The sequence below is a fragment of the Bacillus sp. N1(2025) genome (genome assembly GCF_053470005.1).
The window spans coordinates 1-16,611 of the sequence record NZ_JBLTJB010000019.1 but is presented as its reverse complement, the minus strand read 5'-3'; the positions used below and the strand labels follow the sequence as shown (position 1 = coordinate 16,611).

At 45.2% G+C, this 16,611-nt stretch carries 17 protein-coding genes, 1 tRNA gene, 1 other RNA gene and 1 other annotated feature; of the genes, 6 read left to right on the top strand and 13 right to left on the bottom strand.

Annotated elements, in window-relative coordinates; genetic code table 11:
- Positions 1-161: 161 nt before the first annotated feature.
- The 7 genes from ACNFN4_RS21915 to tadA form a co-directional block, all read right to left on the bottom strand.
- On the bottom strand, positions 162-425 hold the full coding sequence (locus tag ACNFN4_RS21915) for a pro-sigmaK processing inhibitor BofA family protein (protein ID WP_003150686.1): 264 nt from the start codon (positions 423-425) through the stop codon (positions 162-164).
- A gap of 60 nt (positions 426-485) precedes the next feature.
- The gene (locus ACNFN4_RS21910; protein WP_007408755.1) at positions 486-710 is read right to left on the bottom strand and encodes a YaaL family protein; all 225 of its coding nucleotides are present in this window, start codon (positions 708-710) and stop codon (positions 486-488) included.
- Positions 711-728: 18 nt separating this feature from the next.
- On the bottom strand, positions 729-1,325 hold the full coding sequence (gene recR / locus ACNFN4_RS21905) for a recombination protein RecR (RefSeq protein ID WP_003150697.1): 597 nt from the start codon (positions 1,323-1,325) through the stop codon (positions 729-731).
- Between the two features lie 14 nt (positions 1,326-1,339).
- Entirely contained in the window at positions 1,340-1,663 is a 324-nt protein-coding gene (locus ACNFN4_RS21900; RefSeq protein ID WP_003150700.1) for a YbaB/EbfC family nucleoid-associated protein, read from the bottom strand.
- Between the two features lie 24 nt (positions 1,664-1,687).
- Positions 1,688-3,379 (bottom strand): DNA polymerase III subunit gamma/tau, encoded by a 1,692-nt coding sequence (dnaX, locus tag ACNFN4_RS21895; protein WP_003150701.1) that lies wholly within the window; start codon positions 3,377-3,379, stop codon positions 1,688-1,690.
- 133 nt (positions 3,380-3,512) lie between these two features.
- Positions 3,513-3,777: signal recognition particle sRNA large type (ffs, locus tag ACNFN4_RS21890), an RNA gene on the bottom strand.
- Positions 3,778-3,861: 84 nt separating this feature from the next.
- Positions 3,862-4,344: a tRNA adenosine(34) deaminase TadA gene (gene tadA / locus ACNFN4_RS21885; protein ID WP_017419509.1), complete on the bottom strand. Its 483-nt coding sequence runs from the start codon at positions 4,342-4,344 to the stop codon at positions 3,862-3,864.
- Between the two features lie 82 nt (positions 4,345-4,426).
- Here tadA and ACNFN4_RS21880 point away from each other — a divergent pair, with 82 nt between their 5' ends.
- From ACNFN4_RS21880 to dck, 4 genes are all read left to right on the top strand, one after another.
- The gene (locus tag ACNFN4_RS21880; protein WP_014416712.1) at positions 4,427-4,978 is read left to right on the top strand and encodes a cysteine hydrolase family protein; all 552 of its coding nucleotides are present in this window, start codon (positions 4,427-4,429) and stop codon (positions 4,976-4,978) included.
- Positions 4,979-5,049: 71 nt separating this feature from the next.
- Entirely contained in the window at positions 5,050-6,333 is a 1,284-nt protein-coding gene (locus ACNFN4_RS21875; protein WP_038461137.1) for a LysM peptidoglycan-binding domain-containing protein, read from the top strand.
- A gap of 95 nt (positions 6,334-6,428) precedes the next feature.
- Complete coding sequence (gene dgk, locus ACNFN4_RS21870) at positions 6,429-7,052, top strand: deoxyguanosine kinase (protein WP_063636947.1); 624 nt, start codon at positions 6,429-6,431, stop codon at positions 7,050-7,052.
- Complete coding sequence (gene dck, locus ACNFN4_RS21865; protein WP_007615132.1) at positions 7,049-7,702, top strand: deoxyadenosine/deoxycytidine kinase; 654 nt, start codon at positions 7,049-7,051, stop codon at positions 7,700-7,702. The genes dgk and dck overlap by 4 nt, the downstream gene beginning before the upstream one ends.
- A 130-nt stretch (positions 7,703-7,832) precedes the next feature.
- Here dck and ACNFN4_RS21860 read toward each other — a convergent pair.
- Positions 7,833-7,925, bottom strand: a tRNA-Ser gene (locus ACNFN4_RS21860).
- Between the two features lie 217 nt (positions 7,926-8,142).
- Between ACNFN4_RS21860 and ACNFN4_RS21855 the strand changes: the two genes are divergently transcribed.
- Positions 8,143-9,288: a glycerate kinase gene (locus tag ACNFN4_RS21855; RefSeq protein ID WP_448200471.1), complete on the top strand. Its 1,146-nt coding sequence runs from the start codon at positions 8,143-8,145 to the stop codon at positions 9,286-9,288.
- A gap of 10 nt (positions 9,289-9,298) precedes the next feature.
- Here ACNFN4_RS21855 and serS read toward each other — a convergent pair whose 3' ends face one another.
- The 5 genes from serS to guaB form a co-directional block, all read right to left on the bottom strand.
- The gene (serS, locus tag ACNFN4_RS21850; RefSeq protein WP_007408744.1) at positions 9,299-10,576 is read right to left on the bottom strand and encodes a serine--tRNA ligase; all 1,278 of its coding nucleotides are present in this window, start codon (positions 10,574-10,576) and stop codon (positions 9,299-9,301) included.
- Positions 10,577-10,630: 54 nt separating this feature from the next.
- Positions 10,631-10,843 (bottom strand) — a binding site (T-box leader).
- Between the two features lie 52 nt (positions 10,844-10,895).
- Positions 10,896-11,486, bottom strand: coding sequence for a pyridoxal 5'-phosphate synthase glutaminase subunit PdxT (pdxT, locus tag ACNFN4_RS21845; RefSeq protein ID WP_007615126.1), 591 nt, complete (start codon positions 11,484-11,486; stop codon positions 10,896-10,898).
- A 21-nt stretch (positions 11,487-11,507) separates the two neighbouring features.
- Positions 11,508-12,392 (bottom strand): pyridoxal 5'-phosphate synthase lyase subunit PdxS, encoded by an 885-nt coding sequence (gene pdxS / locus ACNFN4_RS21840; RefSeq protein WP_003150714.1) that lies wholly within the window; start codon positions 12,390-12,392, stop codon positions 11,508-11,510.
- A gap of 197 nt (positions 12,393-12,589) precedes the next feature.
- Complete coding sequence (gene dacA, locus ACNFN4_RS21835) at positions 12,590-13,921, bottom strand: D-alanyl-D-alanine carboxypeptidase (RefSeq protein WP_011996156.1); 1,332 nt, start codon at positions 13,919-13,921, stop codon at positions 12,590-12,592.
- A gap of 152 nt (positions 13,922-14,073) precedes the next feature.
- Positions 14,074-15,540, bottom strand: coding sequence for an IMP dehydrogenase (gene guaB, locus ACNFN4_RS21830; protein WP_003150717.1), 1,467 nt, complete (start codon positions 15,538-15,540; stop codon positions 14,074-14,076).
- A 120-nt stretch (positions 15,541-15,660) separates the two neighbouring features.
- Between guaB and ACNFN4_RS21825 the strand changes: the two genes are divergently transcribed.
- Positions 15,661-16,611, top strand: a complete 951-nt coding sequence (locus tag ACNFN4_RS21825) for a YaaC family protein (protein ID WP_448200470.1) — start codon at positions 15,661-15,663, stop codon at positions 16,609-16,611.

The window sequence follows — 16,611 nt, the reverse complement described above, 5'->3', positions numbered from 1 at the left end:
ACTTTGTCCATCGCTCTTGAAGCGACTTAATTATTGTAACATATCAACTTCAATGCCGTCAACAACTTTTTTAAAATTTCTTTTTCAAAAATTCATTTCGTCATCAGCGACGTATATTAGAATACCACCCTTGATCCAATATGTCAACAATAATCGACAAATTAAATGATGAAGCGTTTAATGACTATCAAAGCCGCGATGCCGGGAATCCCCAGAATCCCGCTGATGCCCGTTGTAATCAGGTTAACAGGGATATGAATACCGAGACTGCCCCCGAACAAGTTCACACCCACCAGCAGAATCGCACCGGCAATAAACTTAATCGCTGTCACACCAATCCATCTTAACGGTTTTGAAGATACTCCCCATAAAAAAAGCAAAGCAACCAGACCGACAATCAAACCGATAATGAAAAAAGGCTCCATGAATCTTCCCCCTCGCTTGTTTAGTACAAGCTTATGAGAAGATCCCGGAGAATAGACCTCTTACTTCCATCTGCTCATTTTCAAATTCCGCTGCTTCGCTTCTTTCAAATAAAAAAAGTACTTAGATTCAGCGACTTTCAGCTCAAACAACACCTCAGCGGAGGGCTCGAGACTTTTCTCGACCAGACTCTTCTGTCTGTTCCATTCTTCTTTTTGTTTAAAGAGCTGTTCTATCAGCTTCTCATCAAACTCTTTTCTTAATGTATTTCTGCGAAGAAAACCCATGCCTTGCCTTTTCCTCCCTTACAATTCACGTCTTCCTTCAAGAGCTTTTGAAAGAGTGACCTCATCAGCATATTCCAAATCACCGCCGACGGGCAGACCGTGGGCAATACGGGAGAGCTTGATGCCTGAGGGCTTTAACAGCCTTGATATATACATCGCTGTTGCTTCCCCTTCAATATTAGGGTTGGTTGCGAGAATAACTTCTGTCACTTGATCATCCTGAAGACGTTTCAGCAGCTCCGGAATCTTAATATCCTCCGGGCCGATGCCGTCCATTGGTGAAATCGCGCCGTGAAGAACATGATACTGGCCGTTATATTCCTTCATTTTCTCCATTGCGATCACATCCTTAGGGTCTTGCACGACACAAATAACAGACTTATCCCTCCTTGTGTCCTCACATATATAACAAGGGTCCTGATCTGTTATATGTCCGCAAATTGAGCAATATGTCAGATTCCGCTTCGCATTGACAAGCGCCTTAGCAAAATCCAATACTGTGTCTTCTTTCATACCTAGAACAAAAAAAGCCAGACGAACCGCTGTTTTCGGTCCGATCCCTGGCAATTTCATAAAGCTGTCAATCAGCTTTGATATTGGTTCAGGATACTGCATGTTTATTTATCCCCCTAGAATAAACCCGGTATGTTCATTCCTTTTGTAAATTGTCCCATTGTCTCATTCGTCATGTCATCCACTTTTTTGAGGGCGTCGTTTGTCGCAGCAAGAACCAGGTCCTGAAGCATTTCGATATCTTCCGGATCAACGACTTCTTCTTTAATGGCAACGTCTACAACTTCTTTTTGGCCGTTGACTTTTACAGTCACCATACCGCCGCCCGCTGTGCCTTCAAGCACTTTTTCAGCAAGCTCCTCCTGAGCCTTCGCCATATCCTTTTGCATTTTTTGCATTTGTTTCATCATTTTTTGCATGTTTCCCATTCCGCCACGCATATTCAATCACTCTCTTTCATCTTATTAGTCTTTTATTTCGATTAAATCCGCTCCGACAAGTTTTTTCGCCTCTGCAATCAGCGGATCTTCTTCAGCCGGTTCGTTTGATCCTTCACTTTCCTGCTGGTGATCATTTAAAAATTCTTCTCTTATTTTACCCCATTGTGCTTCCGGAACGCCAATCAAATCCATTCTTTTCCCGAGCATTGATTCGAGAATCTGTTCAAGATTCGTACGGACTCCGTTATTGTCTTCTGCAACCATTTTACAATGGATTTCGTATTTAAATTTAAGCACAAATGCCTTTTGAGCAGCAGCCACCGGTTCACTGTCATTCAAAAGAGCCGCATGAGACACCTTATTCTGCTGTTTCAGGTGTGCCAGCAGCTTGCCCCAGCTGCTTTTAAGCTGTTCAAGATCAGGTCTTGTGGCTTCCTTCAATATCTCATGAATTCTTCCGACCGGGGCTTTATAATGGCTTTTTCCGCCTTTTTGAGGACGCGGAGCTTCTTTCGGAGCGCTTTCCATCTGAACCTTCACACCGGAGGTTTTCAGCCTTTCTACTTCCTGCTCAAGCTGCTGGATCTTATTCATCAGCATGCCGACCTCAGGGATGTCTCCGGCGGATTGCTGTGCCGTCTGGCATATTTTCACGACAGCCACTTCAAAAAAGATTCTTGGGTGGTTCGTCCACTTCATTTCCTGATGGCTTTTATTCAGGATATCAATCATCTCATATAAAGCGGGGGCCGGTATGTCACCGCTCAGATTCCGAAACGTTTCATCGACCTTCACCTTTTCCAGGACTCCTTCTAAACCGGGAGCGGCCTGGTACAAGAGCATATCCCTGAAATAGAAAATCATATCTTCAATCAGTTTGGCCGCATCTTTCCCCTGCTGGAGCAATTCATTCAGTGTTTCCAATGCCTCGGAAACCTGTTTGCGGTGAAGAGCAGATGCCAGTTTTCCAATATAGTGCTGAGAAACGGCTCCGGTAATGAGCAATGCGTCATCCACCGACAGCTCCTCGCCGCTGAATGATACGGCTTGATCGAGCAGGCTCAGCGCGTCCCTCATTCCTCCGTCCGCAGCACTCGCTATGATATCAAGGGCTCCTTCTTCCACCTTCAGCTGCTCTGCATCGACGATTGTCTTCATTCGTCCGACAATTGCTTTGGATGTAATCCGTTTGAAGTCAAAACGCTGACATCTGGAGATAATGGTTAAAGGAATCTTATGAGGCTCAGTCGTAGCTAATATGAAAATGCAATGTGCCGGCGGTTCTTCCAGCGTTTTCAGAAGCGCATTGAATGCGCCGATAGAGAGCATATGCACCTCATCTATAATATATACTTTGTAGGTGACGGCCGACGGGGCGAATTTTACTTTGTCACGGATGTCGCGGATTTCGTCTACGCCGTTATTCGACGCCGCATCTATTTCAATCACATCTGATATAGAGCCGTTTGTGATCCCCTTGCACGCCGCACATTCATTGCACGGTTCTTCTACGGGAGCGTGCTCACAGTTGACTGCTTTCGCAAATATTTTAGCTGCACTGGTTTTTCCCGTTCCCCGCGGTCCAGAAAACAGATATGCATGAGAAAATTTCTTTTGCAAAAGGGCATTTTGCAGCGTTTTCGTAATGTGTTCCTGTCCGACCACATCTTCAAACTGCTGAGGCCTAAATACTCGATATAAAGCTTGGTAACCCACAGGATGCGCCCTCCTCTGTTATTCATCATGTTTATTATACATGAACGTGCTTTTAACGCCAAAACCCGTTTTTCATATACGAAAAAACTCACCTGCCATAAACAGGTGAGTCTGAAATTTGATGATTGATTTACCGTGCACCTTCTGTCGATTCGCTACCCTAAGCGTTACTTAAGCAGTTAGCTCAGCCCAGGCAACCCTGCGGCACATGAGAGGTTTCACTTAATGCTGCTTCCTTCCGGACCTGACATGGTTCATGAATTCCCATTGCGCAGGACCCAGACGTCAACGCCACTTACTTAAGGCAGACCTTACAGTAAACGAACCTCGAGAAGGGATTCGGCCCCGCTAGAGCGGATTGCGGGTACAGGGCACCGCTACCTCCCCGCTTAGCACGGCAAAATAAATATCAAATTTTGATATGCGCACCATTCATGATGCACACATAAGTATATCTGCTTCAGGCAGAAAATGCAACCGTACTACTCAGACAACTTTTTCCTCATGTCTTTCTTTTGCCGGCGCAGCTTTCTGAAAAAAGCGCTGAGCATTTCTCCGCACTCTTCTCCGAGCACTCCGCTCACCACTTCCGCTTGGTGGTTGAACCGCTCTTCCTGCAAGAGGTTCATCAGCGTTCCTGTACAGCCCCCCTTGGGATCAAATGCGCCGAATACGACCTTATCGACTCTCGAAAGCACGACGGCTCCCGCGCACATCGGACACGGCTCCAAAGTGACATAAAGAACGGCTTCCTCAAGTCTCCATGTCCCCAGCTTACGGCACGCTTCGTCTATCGCCAGCATTTCGGCGTGGGCAAGCGACCTCTGTTCAGTCTCCCGCAGATTATGCGCCCGCGCCACGATCTCATCATGCAGAACAAGAACTGCTCCGATCGGCACTTCACCTTTCGCTTCGGCTTTCTTCGCTTCTTTTATGGCTTCTCTCATATAATATTCATCATTCATAGGTTCAAGCTCTCTTCTTAAGTTTTTTCATGTCTCATAAAGGTTAAAATAGGAATACCCAAGCAGAAAGGAGTTGCCGGTATTGTCTGAACCTAACAACACAGCCCTTCTGATTGTCGATATGATCAACAATTTTCAATTTGATATGGGCGAACGTCTTGCTGAAAAAACCAAACAAATTGTCCCCCGTATTTTATCATTAAAGAAGCATGCAAAACAAAGCAACTGGCCGATTATTTATATTAATGATCATTACGGGCTCTGGAAGGCTGATATTGATGCCATCAGGGAGGAATGCAGCAACGACAGAAGCGCCCCCATTATAAAAGATATTTCGCCTCAGCCGGATGATTATTTTCTCATTAAACCGAAGCATTCCGCTTTTTACGAAACGGCGCTTCACACCCTTCTGACCGAATTACAAGTGAACCGATTAATTATCACGGGGATTGCCGGGAACATTTGTGTGCTGTTCACGGCCAACGACGCCTATATGAGAGAATACAGCATTACCATTCCGAAAGACTGCACCGCTTCCAATAACGACGAAGACAATGATTTCGCTTTGACCATGATGGAGAATGTTCTCTTCGCAGAAATAACCACGGAAAAACAAATTACCGCCGAAAAATAAACATGATCAGCCTCCTTTTTTCATACATTTAATAGCGGATATGAAAGGAGGCGTTTTTCATTCAGATCTATATAGTGAAACGGGGCGACACGCTTTCCGCTATTGCGGCGCGCTACCGGACAGCCGCAAATGTCATTGCGGAAGCAAATAAACTGCCTAATCCAAATACATTGGTTGTCGGACAAACCCTTGTCATCCCGATTGAGGGTCAATATTACGAAGTGAAACAAGGTGATACTCTCGCGTCAATCGCCGGCCGTTTTCATATATCGGCCGCGGAGCTTGCGAAGGTGAACGGAATTCAGCCCGGCACCACATTGAGAGTCGGAACCCGCCTTTACATTCCGCAGCAGGCGAATAAGCCCGATATCGAATCAAACGCATATATAGAACCGCGGGGAACGAGCGTAAGCGCTAATCTGCAGCAGGCGGCAAGGGAGGCCTCTCCTTATTTAACATACCTCGGCGCATTCAGTTTTCAAGTGCAGCGGAACGGGACTTTAAAGGAACCGCCTCTGACCAATTTAAAAAGCATCAGTGACAGGCACAACACCACACTGATGATGATCATCACCAACCTTGAAAATGACGCATTCAGCGATGAACTCGGGCGGCTCATCTTGAATGACAATACAGTGAAAACAAAACTTTTTCAGGAAATCGTCTCCACGGCTAAAAAGCACGGCTTTCGCGATATTCACTTTGATTTCGAATATTTACGTCCACAGGACAGAGAAGCCTACAATCGTTTTTTACGTGAAGCGAGAACGATTTTTCATCGGGAAGGCTGGAAGATTTCAACGGCGCTTGCTCCGAAAACAAGCGCGACTCAGGCCGGCAAATGGTACGAAGCACATGACTATAGGGCACATGGAGAAATCGTCGATTTTGTCGTGATCATGACATATGAGTGGGGATACAGCGGAGGCCCGGCTCAGGCCGTATCACCTATCGGCCCTGTAAGAAATGTCATTGAGTACGCACTGACGGAAATGCCTTCTTCAAAAATCGTCATGGGCCAGAATATGTACGGCTACGATTGGACACTGCCTTTCAAACAGGGAACGACAGCGAAAGCCGTCAGTCCTCAGCAGGCAATCGCTCTGGCAGCACGCCATAAAGTTGACATTCAATATGACGAAACCGCCCAGGCTCCATTCTTTCGTTACACGGATGAAAATCAGAGACGGCATGAAGTATGGTTTGAAGACGCACGATCAATTCAAGCAAAATTCAATTTAATTAAAGAACTGCATTTAAGAGGGATCAGCTATTGGAAACTCGGCCTTTCTTTCCCGCAAAACTGGCTTTTGCTCAACGATCAATTTCATATTGTAAAAGAGACGTTTCGTTAATTGGAAGCGTCTTTTTTCATGGGCTTTTCTGAGAGTGTGATACAATATATAGGCCGGCAGCTGACGGATGTTTGCAGAATTAAGGAGGATTTTCAATGAACAGAGCCCCTTTTATCGCGGTAGAAGGTCCTATCGGGGCAGGAAAAACGACACTCGCTACGATGCTTTCTGAAGAGCTCGGTTTTCCTATGATTAATGAGATTGTGGAAGACAATCCTTATCTCGATAAGTTTTATGACAATATCGAGGAGTGGAGTTTCCAGCTTGAAATGTTTTTTCTATGTCACAGGTATAAACAGCTTGAAGACACCGATCGAGATTATTTAAAACAAGGACAGCCCGTTTTGTCCGATTATCATATTTATAAAAATGTTATTTTCGCAGAGCGTACATTGCACGGCCAAAAGCTTGAGAAATATAAGCGGATTTATCATCTGCTCACTCACGACCTGCCGAAACCGAATGTTATTGTATACATAAAGGCAAGCCTGCCGACATTGCTTCAACGCATTGAAAAACGCGGGCGCCCGTTTGAGAAAAATATCGAACATCAATATCTGGAACGTCTCATTGCAGATTACGACACAGCCATCAGACAGCTTCAGGAAGAAGATCCGGATATATCTGTACTGACCATTGACGGTGATACTGAAGACTTTGTTTTGAATAAGACAGACTATGAAAGAATTGCCCGTCAGGTAAAGGAGCTTATTAAATGAAAGACATTCATATTCCAAACAACGCCATTATCACAGTAGCGGGAACGGTAGGAGTCGGAAAATCGACTTTGACCAAAGCTTTAGCAAAACGGCTCGGGTTTCATACCTCACTCGAAGAAGTGGATGAAAATCCTTATTTAGAGAAGTTTTATCACGATTTTGAACGCTGGAGCTTCCATTTGCAAATTTATTTTCTGGCTGAGCGGTTCAAAGAGCAGAAAAATATGTTTGAATCAGGCGGCGGATTCGTGCAGGACCGTTCGATTTATGAAGATACAGGCATATTCGCAAAAATGCATGCCGATAAAGGAACCATGTCGCTGACAGATTACACAACATACACAAGCCTATTTGAGGCGATGGTCATGACGCCGTACTTCCCGCATCCTGATGTTTTGATCTATTTAGAAGGCGACCTTGAAAACATTATAAACCGGATTGAAAAGCGGGGCCGCGAGATGGAGCTGCAGACAAACCGCTCCTATTGGGAAGAGATGTATACACGGTACGAAGACTGGATCAGCGGTTTTAACGCCTGCCCTGTGCTGAAAGTACGCATTGAAGATTATGACCTTGAAGCTGATGAACAGTCACTGGAACCTTTGATCGAAAAAATCAGTCACGTGATCAACGAAAACAGAAACAAATAAAAATAGCAAAGCGATTTTCCCCGAACAGAGAAAATCGCTTTTTTTGCATATAAAAAATCCGCTGCATCACATGCAGCGGACAAAACAATCTCCAATATATGCTCGAGTTTCATTAGGTTTAAAATCAATATGGCGGAGGAAGAGGGATTCGAACCCCCGCGGGCTTTGACACCCCTGTCGGTTTTCAAGACCGATCCCTTCAGCCAGACTTGGGTATTCCTCCGTATCGACATTTAATAATATACCACATGACCTAAATTTCAGTCAAGCGCTTTTTCATATTTTTTATTTCATTTCTTAAACGGCTTGTCCGTCAGCTTTACTATCATACAAAAGACTTGCGTTCAATTCAACCTCAGTATGCCATACGGGCAGGAAAACACAGTAAAAATCAAGAATATATTCAAACAGATAACCTGCTCATAAAGGTGGAGAACATAATGAAAATCATCATTGCACCCGATTCTTTCAAAGAAAGCATGACATCAAAAGAAGCCGCTGACAGTATAGAAATAGGATTCAAAGCGGTCTTCCCTGACGCGGAATATATCAAGATACCCGCGGCCGACGGCGGAGAAGGAACCGTTCAGGCTTTGACGGATGCCACTGGCGGAAGCATCATCAAAAAAACTGTGACCGGTCCGCTGGGAACGCCGGTAAACGCCGCATATGGACTTCTGGGAGACGGACGCACGGCAGTCATTGAAATGGCGGAAGCATCGGGACTTCATCTCGTTCCCCGCCATCTCAGAGATCCGTTGAACACAACGACAAGAGGAACGGGTGAACTGATAGCAGATGCAGCTTCCCGCGGGGCGGGTGAGATCATCATCGGGCTTGGCGGAAGCGCAACCAATGACGGCGGAACAGGAATGGCGAGCGCGCTCGGTGTGCGTTTCTTAAATGAGGAAGGTCAGGAGATACCTGATGGCGGAGGCGCTCTGCACACCCTAGCTTCTATTGATATAAGCGGTCTCTCTCCTGATCTGAAACATATCCGTTTTCGAGCCGCATGTGATGTCGAAAATCCTCTGACCGGTGAAAACGGCGCGTCATATGTCTTCGGCCCGCAAAAAGGGGCGTCCGAGAAGACTAAAGTTGTATTGGATCGCAATTTACGCCATTTCGCTGACGTATTGAGACGTCAGCACGATATCGAAGCGGGTACCGTAAAAGGCGCGGGCGCCGCAGGGGGACTGGGCGCCGGACTGATCGCTTTCTTACAGGCAGAACTTCAAAGCGGGATTGATGTTGTATTAGATACACTGTCCTTCTCAGATCAGATAAGAGGCGCTGACCTTGTCATTACCGGAGAGGGGCAGATAGACGGACAAACGATATTCGGCAAAACCCCCGCCGGGATCGCCGCACGCGCATCTGCTCAAGAAATTCCCGTTATCGCATTGGCAGGCTCCTTAGGCAAAAATTTCGAGCATGTTTACAGCACAGGAATAACAGCTGTATTTTCTATCGTGCCGGGTGCTGTAAGTCTTGAAGACGCCTTAGCATCCGGCCGTTTTAACCTTGAAAGCACAGCCCGGAATGCCGCCGCTCTATACCGGGCAGCAAAAAAGGCGCGCCTCTAGGGCGCACCTTTTACGGTTTGATGACTTCTTTATTTCCCATATAAGGACGAAGCACTTTCGGAATAATGACACTTCCGTCCTCTTGCTGATAGTTTTCTAAGATGGCAGCTACTGTTCTGCCGACTGCAAGACCTGAACCGTTTAATGTATGCACATGCTCCGGCTTGCCTTTCGCTTCGCGTCTGAATCGAATGTTTGCGCGTCTCGCCTGGAAGGCCTCAAAGTTACTGCAAGAAGAAATTTCACGGTATGTGTCTTGGCTCGGAATCCATACCTCAATATCGTACTTTTTCGCGGCTGTAAAGCCGAGATCACCGGTACACATGCTCATGACACGATACGGCAGTTCGAGCAGCTGAAGCACCCGCTCGGCTTGATTTGTCAGTTTTTCAAGCTCCTCATAAGAATCTTCCGGCTTCACGAATTTCACAAGCTCAACCTTGTTGAACTGATGCTGGCGGATCAAACCGCGTGTATCACGGCCGGCAGACCCCGCTTCTGAACGGAAGCAAGCGCTGAATGCGGCATAATTGATCGGCAGGTTCTCACCGGATAAGATTTCATCGCGGTGCATATTTGTAATCGGCACTTCCGCCGTCGGAATTAAGAAATAATCCTCTTCTCTGATTTTAAAAGCATCCTCTTCAAATTTAGGAAGCTGTCCTGTACCTGTCATGCTCGTACGGTTTACCATATAAGGAGGAATGACTTCCGTGTAATCATATTCATCAACGTGAAGATCCAGCATAAAGTTATAGAGCGCGCGTTCGAGGCGGGCGCCTAATCCTTTATAAAACACAAACCGGCTGCCTGTTACTTTTGAAGCGCGTTCAAAATCAAGAATGTTTAAATGGTCTGCGATATCCCAATGCGGTTTCGGCTCATATGAAAATGCCGGCGCCTCTCCCCACTTGCGAATTTCAATGTTATCATCTTCCGTTTCCCCGACGGGCACTGAATCGTGCGGGATGTTCGGAATAGACAGAAGGATGGTTTCGAGCGTCGTTTCGACAGTACGAAGCTCTTCATCAAGCTTCTTAATTTCTTCGCCCACTTCACGCATCTCTTTAATAATATGATCAGCGTCTTTTTTCTCCCGTTTCAAAACGGCGACCTGCTGAGACACTTCATTGCGTTTTCCCTTCAGTTCTTCTACTTTACCGATAAGCTCTCTTCTCTTTTCGTCCAGCTCTTCAAACTTGTCAAAGTCAGATAAGTCTTCGCCTTTTGGAATGAGCTTCGCTTTTACCTCTTGAAAATTGGCTCTCAGCACCTTCGTATCAATCATGCCTAACAACTCCTATCTGTTTTTATCGAAAATAAAAAAGAGCCCTCATCCCCTAAAAGGGACGAGAGCTCTCGCGTTGCCACCCTGATTGAAAACAAGCTCACACTTGCTTCCCGCTTTAACACATAACGGTTTTCCCGTAAATGCCTACTTGTTTTCAGCATTTCGCTCAAGGACGGATTCGGACAGCATCTTTCACCGATTCGCACCACCCATCGGCTCTCTTTGAAAGAGAGGCTCCCTACTGCTTCCTGTCAACGCTTTTCGATCTTTATTTGTGTTTATAATGTACTATAAGTATCAGCGGTTTTCAACTGTTTTATACAGCTGTTTCCTGCTTATGCTTTTCCGCCATCTTCACAAACAGCTCTGTCACCCGGTGATCATCCGTCAGTTCAGGATGGAACGAGCAGCCGAGGAAATTCCCCTGCTTTGCAGCCACGATGCGTCCGTTATGCTCACAAAGCACTTCAACATCTTCTCCGGCTTCTAAAATATGCGGCGCGCGAATAAATACACCCGTAAACGGCTCATCAAGGCCTTTAATCGTCAGATCAGCTTCAAAGCTGTCGACCTGACGGCCAAAGGAATTACGCTCGACGACAACGTTCAACAGCCCTAAATGAGCGTTATCCGTTCCCGCTATCTCTTTGGCTAAGATAATCAGACCGGCGCAAGTGCCGAACATCGGCTTGCCTTGGGCGGCAAACTCGCGAAGCGGCTCCATAAAATGATACGTATCCATTAAACGCCGCATTGTCGTGCTTTCCCCGCCCGGCAGGATTAAGCCGTCGATATCATTCAGCTGTTCAGGACGCTTAATGACGACACCTTTTGAACCACATGCTTCAATTGAACGAATATGTTCTCTTACTGCTCCTTGAAGTCCAAGTACACCAATTGTTAACATGCTTCCAGCTCTCCTATGGTTTTACCAGCCGCGTTCTTGCATACGCTGTTCCGGCAATAGATTTGAGATTTCGATGCCTTTCATTGCTGTGCCTAATTCTTTAGAAAGCTCAGCGATCAGTTTGTAGTCTGTGTAATGAGTCGTTGCTTCAACAATTGCTTTGGCGAATTTAGCAGGGTTGTCTGATTTGAAAATACCTGAACCGACAAATACGCCGTCAGCGCCAAGCTGCATCATCAATGCCGCGTCAGCAGGCGTCGCTACTCCGCCGGCAGCAAAGTTCACTACAGGCAGTTTGCCGTCACGCTTGATTTGAAGAAGCAGTTCATAAGGAGCACCGAGGTTTTTAGCTTCAGTCATCAGCTCATCATCGCTCATCGCAACAACTTTGCGCACTTGCGCGTTTACTTTTCTCATATGGCGGACAGCTTCCACAATGTTTCCTGTTCCCGGTTCGCCTTTTGTACGAAGCATGGAAGCTCCTTCGGCGATACGGCGCGTTGCTTCGCCGAGATCACGGCAGCCGCATACGAACGGGACTGTATATTCATTTTTATTTAAATGAAATTCTTCGTCAGCCGGAGTCAGAACTTCACTTTCATCGATGTAATCTACTCCCATTGCCTCAAGGACACGCGCTTCAACGATATGTCCGATACGCGCTTTTGCCATTACGGGAATGGATACAGCATTCATTACTTCTTCAACGATTGTCGGATCAGCCATGCGGGCAACACCGCCGGCAGCGCGAATATCAGCCGGAACGCGTTCTAACGCCATTACGGCAACAGCTCCCGCCTCTTCCGCAATCTTCGCTTGTTCAGCATTTACAACGTCCATGATGACGCCGCCTTTTTGCATTTCCGCCATGCCGCGTTTTACACGATCAGTACCTGTTTGAGCCATTATTTGGTCCCCCTAGTCAATGTATAGTTAGATAATTTCTATCTCTTATTGTATCCCAGAAATACAATATTTCATATGGGTATTCTTATTTTACAGCGAGATGAATAAGATAGATATCATTTTTTTACTAATAATTTGGTTTTTTCAGTATATTAAGCAAAAGAGCCCTAACTTTCATCAGAGCTCTTTCTTATTTCTTAAAACCAGCCTGTTACCGTGTCAACGGCGCTGTTCCAGATTCCGGAGAAGAATCCGCCGATGCCGCGCATCATCTGAACAAACCAGTTTGCTTTATCTACATCATTTTTCGTTACAAGATTCACGCTGAACTCTTTGGATTTGAGGAAGCCATAGTCTTTGTCACTGCCTTTGTATGTAACTGTCAGCGTTCCGACTTTCGTTCCCTTTTTCACAGGAGCCGTGATTTCTTTTTTATCTAAAGTCACTTCGGCTTTATAGTTCTTTTCATCCCCGCTTTTCACAGGAATAGAAAGCGCCTTGTCAGTAACAATATCGACTTGCTTGTCTTTCCCTTTTTCAACGTCAATCGTTTTGTGCCCTTTTACTTGAGAGCCTTCAGGGTAAAGATCTTTCATTGAGAAATTGCTGTTAAATGCGTAATCGAGCATTTTTTTCGTTTCATCAAAACGTCCGGTATGCAGGTTGCCTTTAGCGTTTAATACAACGGTGATGACCCGCATTCCGTTCCGCTGTGCTGTGCTTGTAAAACAAGATCCCGCAGAATCAGTAGAACCCGTTTTTAAGCCGTCAACGCCAGGGTATTCAGAAACAAGACCTTTTAACATGAAGTTCCAGTTCGGCATGTCCATTTCATCATCAGTGCCGGCTCTGAATTTCGTCTTAGCAATGCTTGTTGTTTTGAGAACTTCCGGATAATCAGTGATCAGGCGGTCTGCAAGAAGCGCCATGTCTTTAGCAGAAACTTCACTTTCTTCTTTAACGCCTTCTCCTTGCGGCTGCTTGCCGTGAAGGTCTTCATTCACAAGCCCTGTGGCATTTTTAAAATCATAGTTTGTCATACCTAATTCTTTGGCTTTCGCATTCATTTCAGCGACAAATTTTGTTTCAGTTCCGGCAAGAATTTCGGCAACTGCAATCGCGGCTCCGTTGGCAGAGTAAATCGCCATAGCCTGATACAGTTCTTTAACCGTGTATTTGCCGTCTTTTCGAAGGGGGACGTTTGATAAACTGTTGTCTTGAGAAATTTCATAGACATAATCATCAGGAGTATACGTTTGATCCCATTTCACTTTTCCTTCTTTAATGGCTTCCAGAAGCAGATATTCAGTCATCATTTTTGTCATGCTGGCAATCGGCAGTCTTTTGTCTGCATTTTTACTGTATAAAATTTTTCCCGATGAAGCCTCAATCATTATCGCAGCTGATGCGTTGACATCAATCGGGTCATTGCCGGCTGCCTCCGCTTTAGACATCGGAACAAAGCAAGTTGCGGCCAGTGCCAGTACCACTAATGACACCAACAGCTGTTTCCATTTCGTGATGTTCAATCTTACGACCTCCGTCATTCATTTTAAATCTATAATTAAGCCGTTAAGGACATATTCAAATTCAAAACACAACAGTATAAATTTTATCACACTCGATATAAAAAAAATAGACAGAGTCAGCGACCCTGTCAAATGTTTTTTATTTGTAACAATTATGAGATTGTGTAGTTTGGTGATTCTTTCGTAATTTGGACATCATGCGGATGACTTTCGCGAAGACCGGCACCTGTCATACGGATGAATTGAGCCTCTTCTCTTAAAGCACGCAAGTCTTTTGAACCGCAATATCCCATACCTGAACGAAGACCGCCGACAAGCTGATACACTGTTTCTTCTACAGGACCTTTGTACGGAGTCCGTCCTTCGATACCTTCAGGGACGAATTTCTTATTTTCTTCTTGGAAATATCGGTCTTTACTGCCTTTTTCCATGGCAGCGACAGAACCCATACCGCGATACACTTTAAATCTTCTGCCCTGATAGATTTCAGTCTCTCCCGGGCTTTCTGAAGTACCGGCAAGCAGGCTTCCGAGCATTACGGCATGTCCGCCTGAAGCCAACGCTTTCGTAATATCTCCTGAGAATTTAATACCGCCGTCTGCGATAATTGTCGCGCCGTGTTTTCTCGCTTCAGTGGCGCAATCATAAATGGCAGTGATCTGCGGTACGCCTACACCTGCAACGACGCGTGTCGTACAGATAGAACCAGGTCCGATTCCCACTTTTACAATATTTGCTCCGGCTTCAATCAGAGCTTTTGTCGCTTCAGCCGTTGCAACATTTCCCGCGATAATGTTCAGTTCAGGATATGTTTCACGGATTTTCGCAACTGTGTTCAGTACGCCTCTGGAATGTCCGTGAGCCGTATCAACCACGATAACGTCGACATTCGCTTCAACAAGCTTGCTGACGCGTGTCATTGTATCGCCTGTCACGCCTACCGCAGCGCCGACAATAAGGCGTCCGTGTTCATCTTTAGATGAATTCGGGAATTCGATAACCTTTTCAATATCTTTGATCGTGATAAGACCTTTTAATTTGTTTTGGTCATCCACTAACGGAAGTTTTTCAATTTTATGTTTCTGTAAGATTTTTTCTGCTTCGTCTAATGTGGTTCCCACAGGAGCCGTAACCAGCTCTTCTTTTGTCATGACATCACTGATTTTCATTGAATAATCAGAGATAAAGCGAAGATCACGGTTTGTAATGATACCGACAAGCTTTTGATCGTCTTTATTATCTACGATCGGAACACCGGAAATTCTGTATTTCCCCATCAAATGCTCCGCATCGAATACTTGATGATCTGGTGTTAAAAAGAAGGGATTTGTAATAACGCCCCGTTCAGAACGTTTGACTTTGTCAACATGTTCAGCCTGCTGTTCGATGGACATGTTTTTATGGATAATGCCCAAGCCGCCCTGTCTGGCCATCGCAATCGCCATAGCTGATTCTGTTACTGTATCCATTCCCGCACTGATGACAGGAATATTAAGCTTTAACGTCTTTGTCAGTTCAACAGATAAATCCACATCACGCGGAAGTACGTCTGATTGAGCCGGTACGAGCAGTACATCATCGAACGTTAAGCCTTCTTTTGAAAATTTACTTTCCCACATTAGTAAATCCCCCTCTTTTCGGCAAAATATTATATGTAGATTATCAACTAGAAAACAGCATGTCAAGGAAGCGAAAAAGAGTTGAAATATTTAGATAAAGGAAAGGGTTTAAAAATACGTATGAGAGATCATGAGTGGAAAGAGTTATCATTATTTTATTCCGTAGAATCTTCCCAGAAATTTCTAAATAAAGTCTATACAGTAAGCGGCATGGAAGAAGCAAAACGATATGCGTTTAAGAACAGTGAGCGCTTCATATTCTTTATCAAACACGCCGAGTCCTTTTATAAGCAGGCATCTCTTTCCCCTTTAGAAATTAAGCCTATTCTGTTGTTTTACGGGATGTCACAATTGCTGAAAGCCTGTCTTCTGACCACAGATCCAAGCTATCCAAGCCACGCCTCAGTACTCGCGCACGGCGTGACTGCCCGGAAACGCAAAAAGCAAAATTACTCCTTTAGGGATGATGAAGTGAAGGTGCAGCGCAATGGCTTATGTATTCATGTAATGAAGCACTTATTCGGAGTAGCTGGTCTTGAGGAGGAACGGTATACGATGAAGAAATTGCTGACAGCCATTCCTGAATTGCATACTGTCTTTTACTTCCAAGAGAAAAAGAATTGGCTGACCCGAGTAGAGCTGAAAGATGACCTTATTTCAGTGCCTGAGCATGCGGTGATTCATTACAATATGTCTGATTCCCGCTTTGCTGAATATATCAGCCATCATTTGAAGTGGTCTTTTCTGAGGAAAGACCATAACCACTTGGTTTTTGAGGCTGAGCCGATAGACAGAGAACCTTGGTCTTCGCCAAATTTATTGTTTCACTTGGAGAAAAATCAATATTACATTCCCTCTCAGCGTGATCACTTCCTGCATCTTCCGGAAATGATTATTCATTATTTGGTTCTCTACAATATCGGAATGATTGCGAGATATGAAACGGAGTGGTGGTATGAACTGCTGACACAGCATGTCAGTGATGATTATGTGATGATCCGCCGGTTCTTAGAGGTCACGGAACGCAAATTTCCGTATTACGTTTCTAATTTCCTGAAGCAATACTTATAA

Coding starts and splice junctions, on each gene's coding strand:
- ACNFN4_RS21915 (WP_003150686.1), bottom strand. CDS start 425: ATGGAGCCTTTTTTCATTATCGGTTTGATTGTCGGTCTGGTTGCTTTG.
- ACNFN4_RS21910 (WP_007408755.1), bottom strand. CDS start 710: ATGGGTTTTCTTCGCAGAAATACATTAAGAAAAGAGTTTGATGAGAAG.
- recR (WP_003150697.1), bottom strand. CDS start 1,325: ATGCAGTATCCTGAACCAATATCAAAGCTGATTGACAGCTTTATGAAA.
- ACNFN4_RS21900 (WP_003150700.1), bottom strand. CDS start 1,663: ATGCGTGGCGGAATGGGAAACATGCAAAAAATGATGAAACAAATGCAA.
- tadA (WP_017419509.1), bottom strand. CDS start 4,344: ATGAATGATGAATATTATATGAGAGAAGCCATAAAAGAAGCGAAGAAA.
- dgk (WP_063636947.1), top strand. CDS start 6,429: ATGAACAGAGCCCCTTTTATCGCGGTAGAAGGTCCTATCGGGGCAGGA.
- dck (WP_007615132.1), top strand. CDS start 7,049: ATGAAAGACATTCATATTCCAAACAACGCCATTATCACAGTAGCGGGA.
- ACNFN4_RS21855 (WP_448200471.1), top strand. CDS start 8,143: ATGAAAATCATCATTGCACCCGATTCTTTCAAAGAAAGCATGACATCA.
- serS (WP_007408744.1), bottom strand. CDS start 10,576: ATGATTGATACGAAGGTGCTGAGAGCCAATTTTCAAGAGGTAAAAGCG.
- pdxT (WP_007615126.1), bottom strand. CDS start 11,486: ATGTTAACAATTGGTGTACTTGGACTTCAAGGAGCAGTAAGAGAACAT.
- pdxS (WP_003150714.1), bottom strand. CDS start 12,392: ATGGCTCAAACAGGTACTGATCGTGTAAAACGCGGCATGGCGGAAATG.
- guaB (WP_003150717.1), bottom strand. CDS start 15,540: ATGTGGGAAAGTAAATTTTCAAAAGAAGGCTTAACGTTCGATGATGTA.
- ACNFN4_RS21825 (WP_448200470.1), top strand. CDS start 15,661: ATGAGAGATCATGAGTGGAAAGAGTTATCATTATTTTATTCCGTAGAA.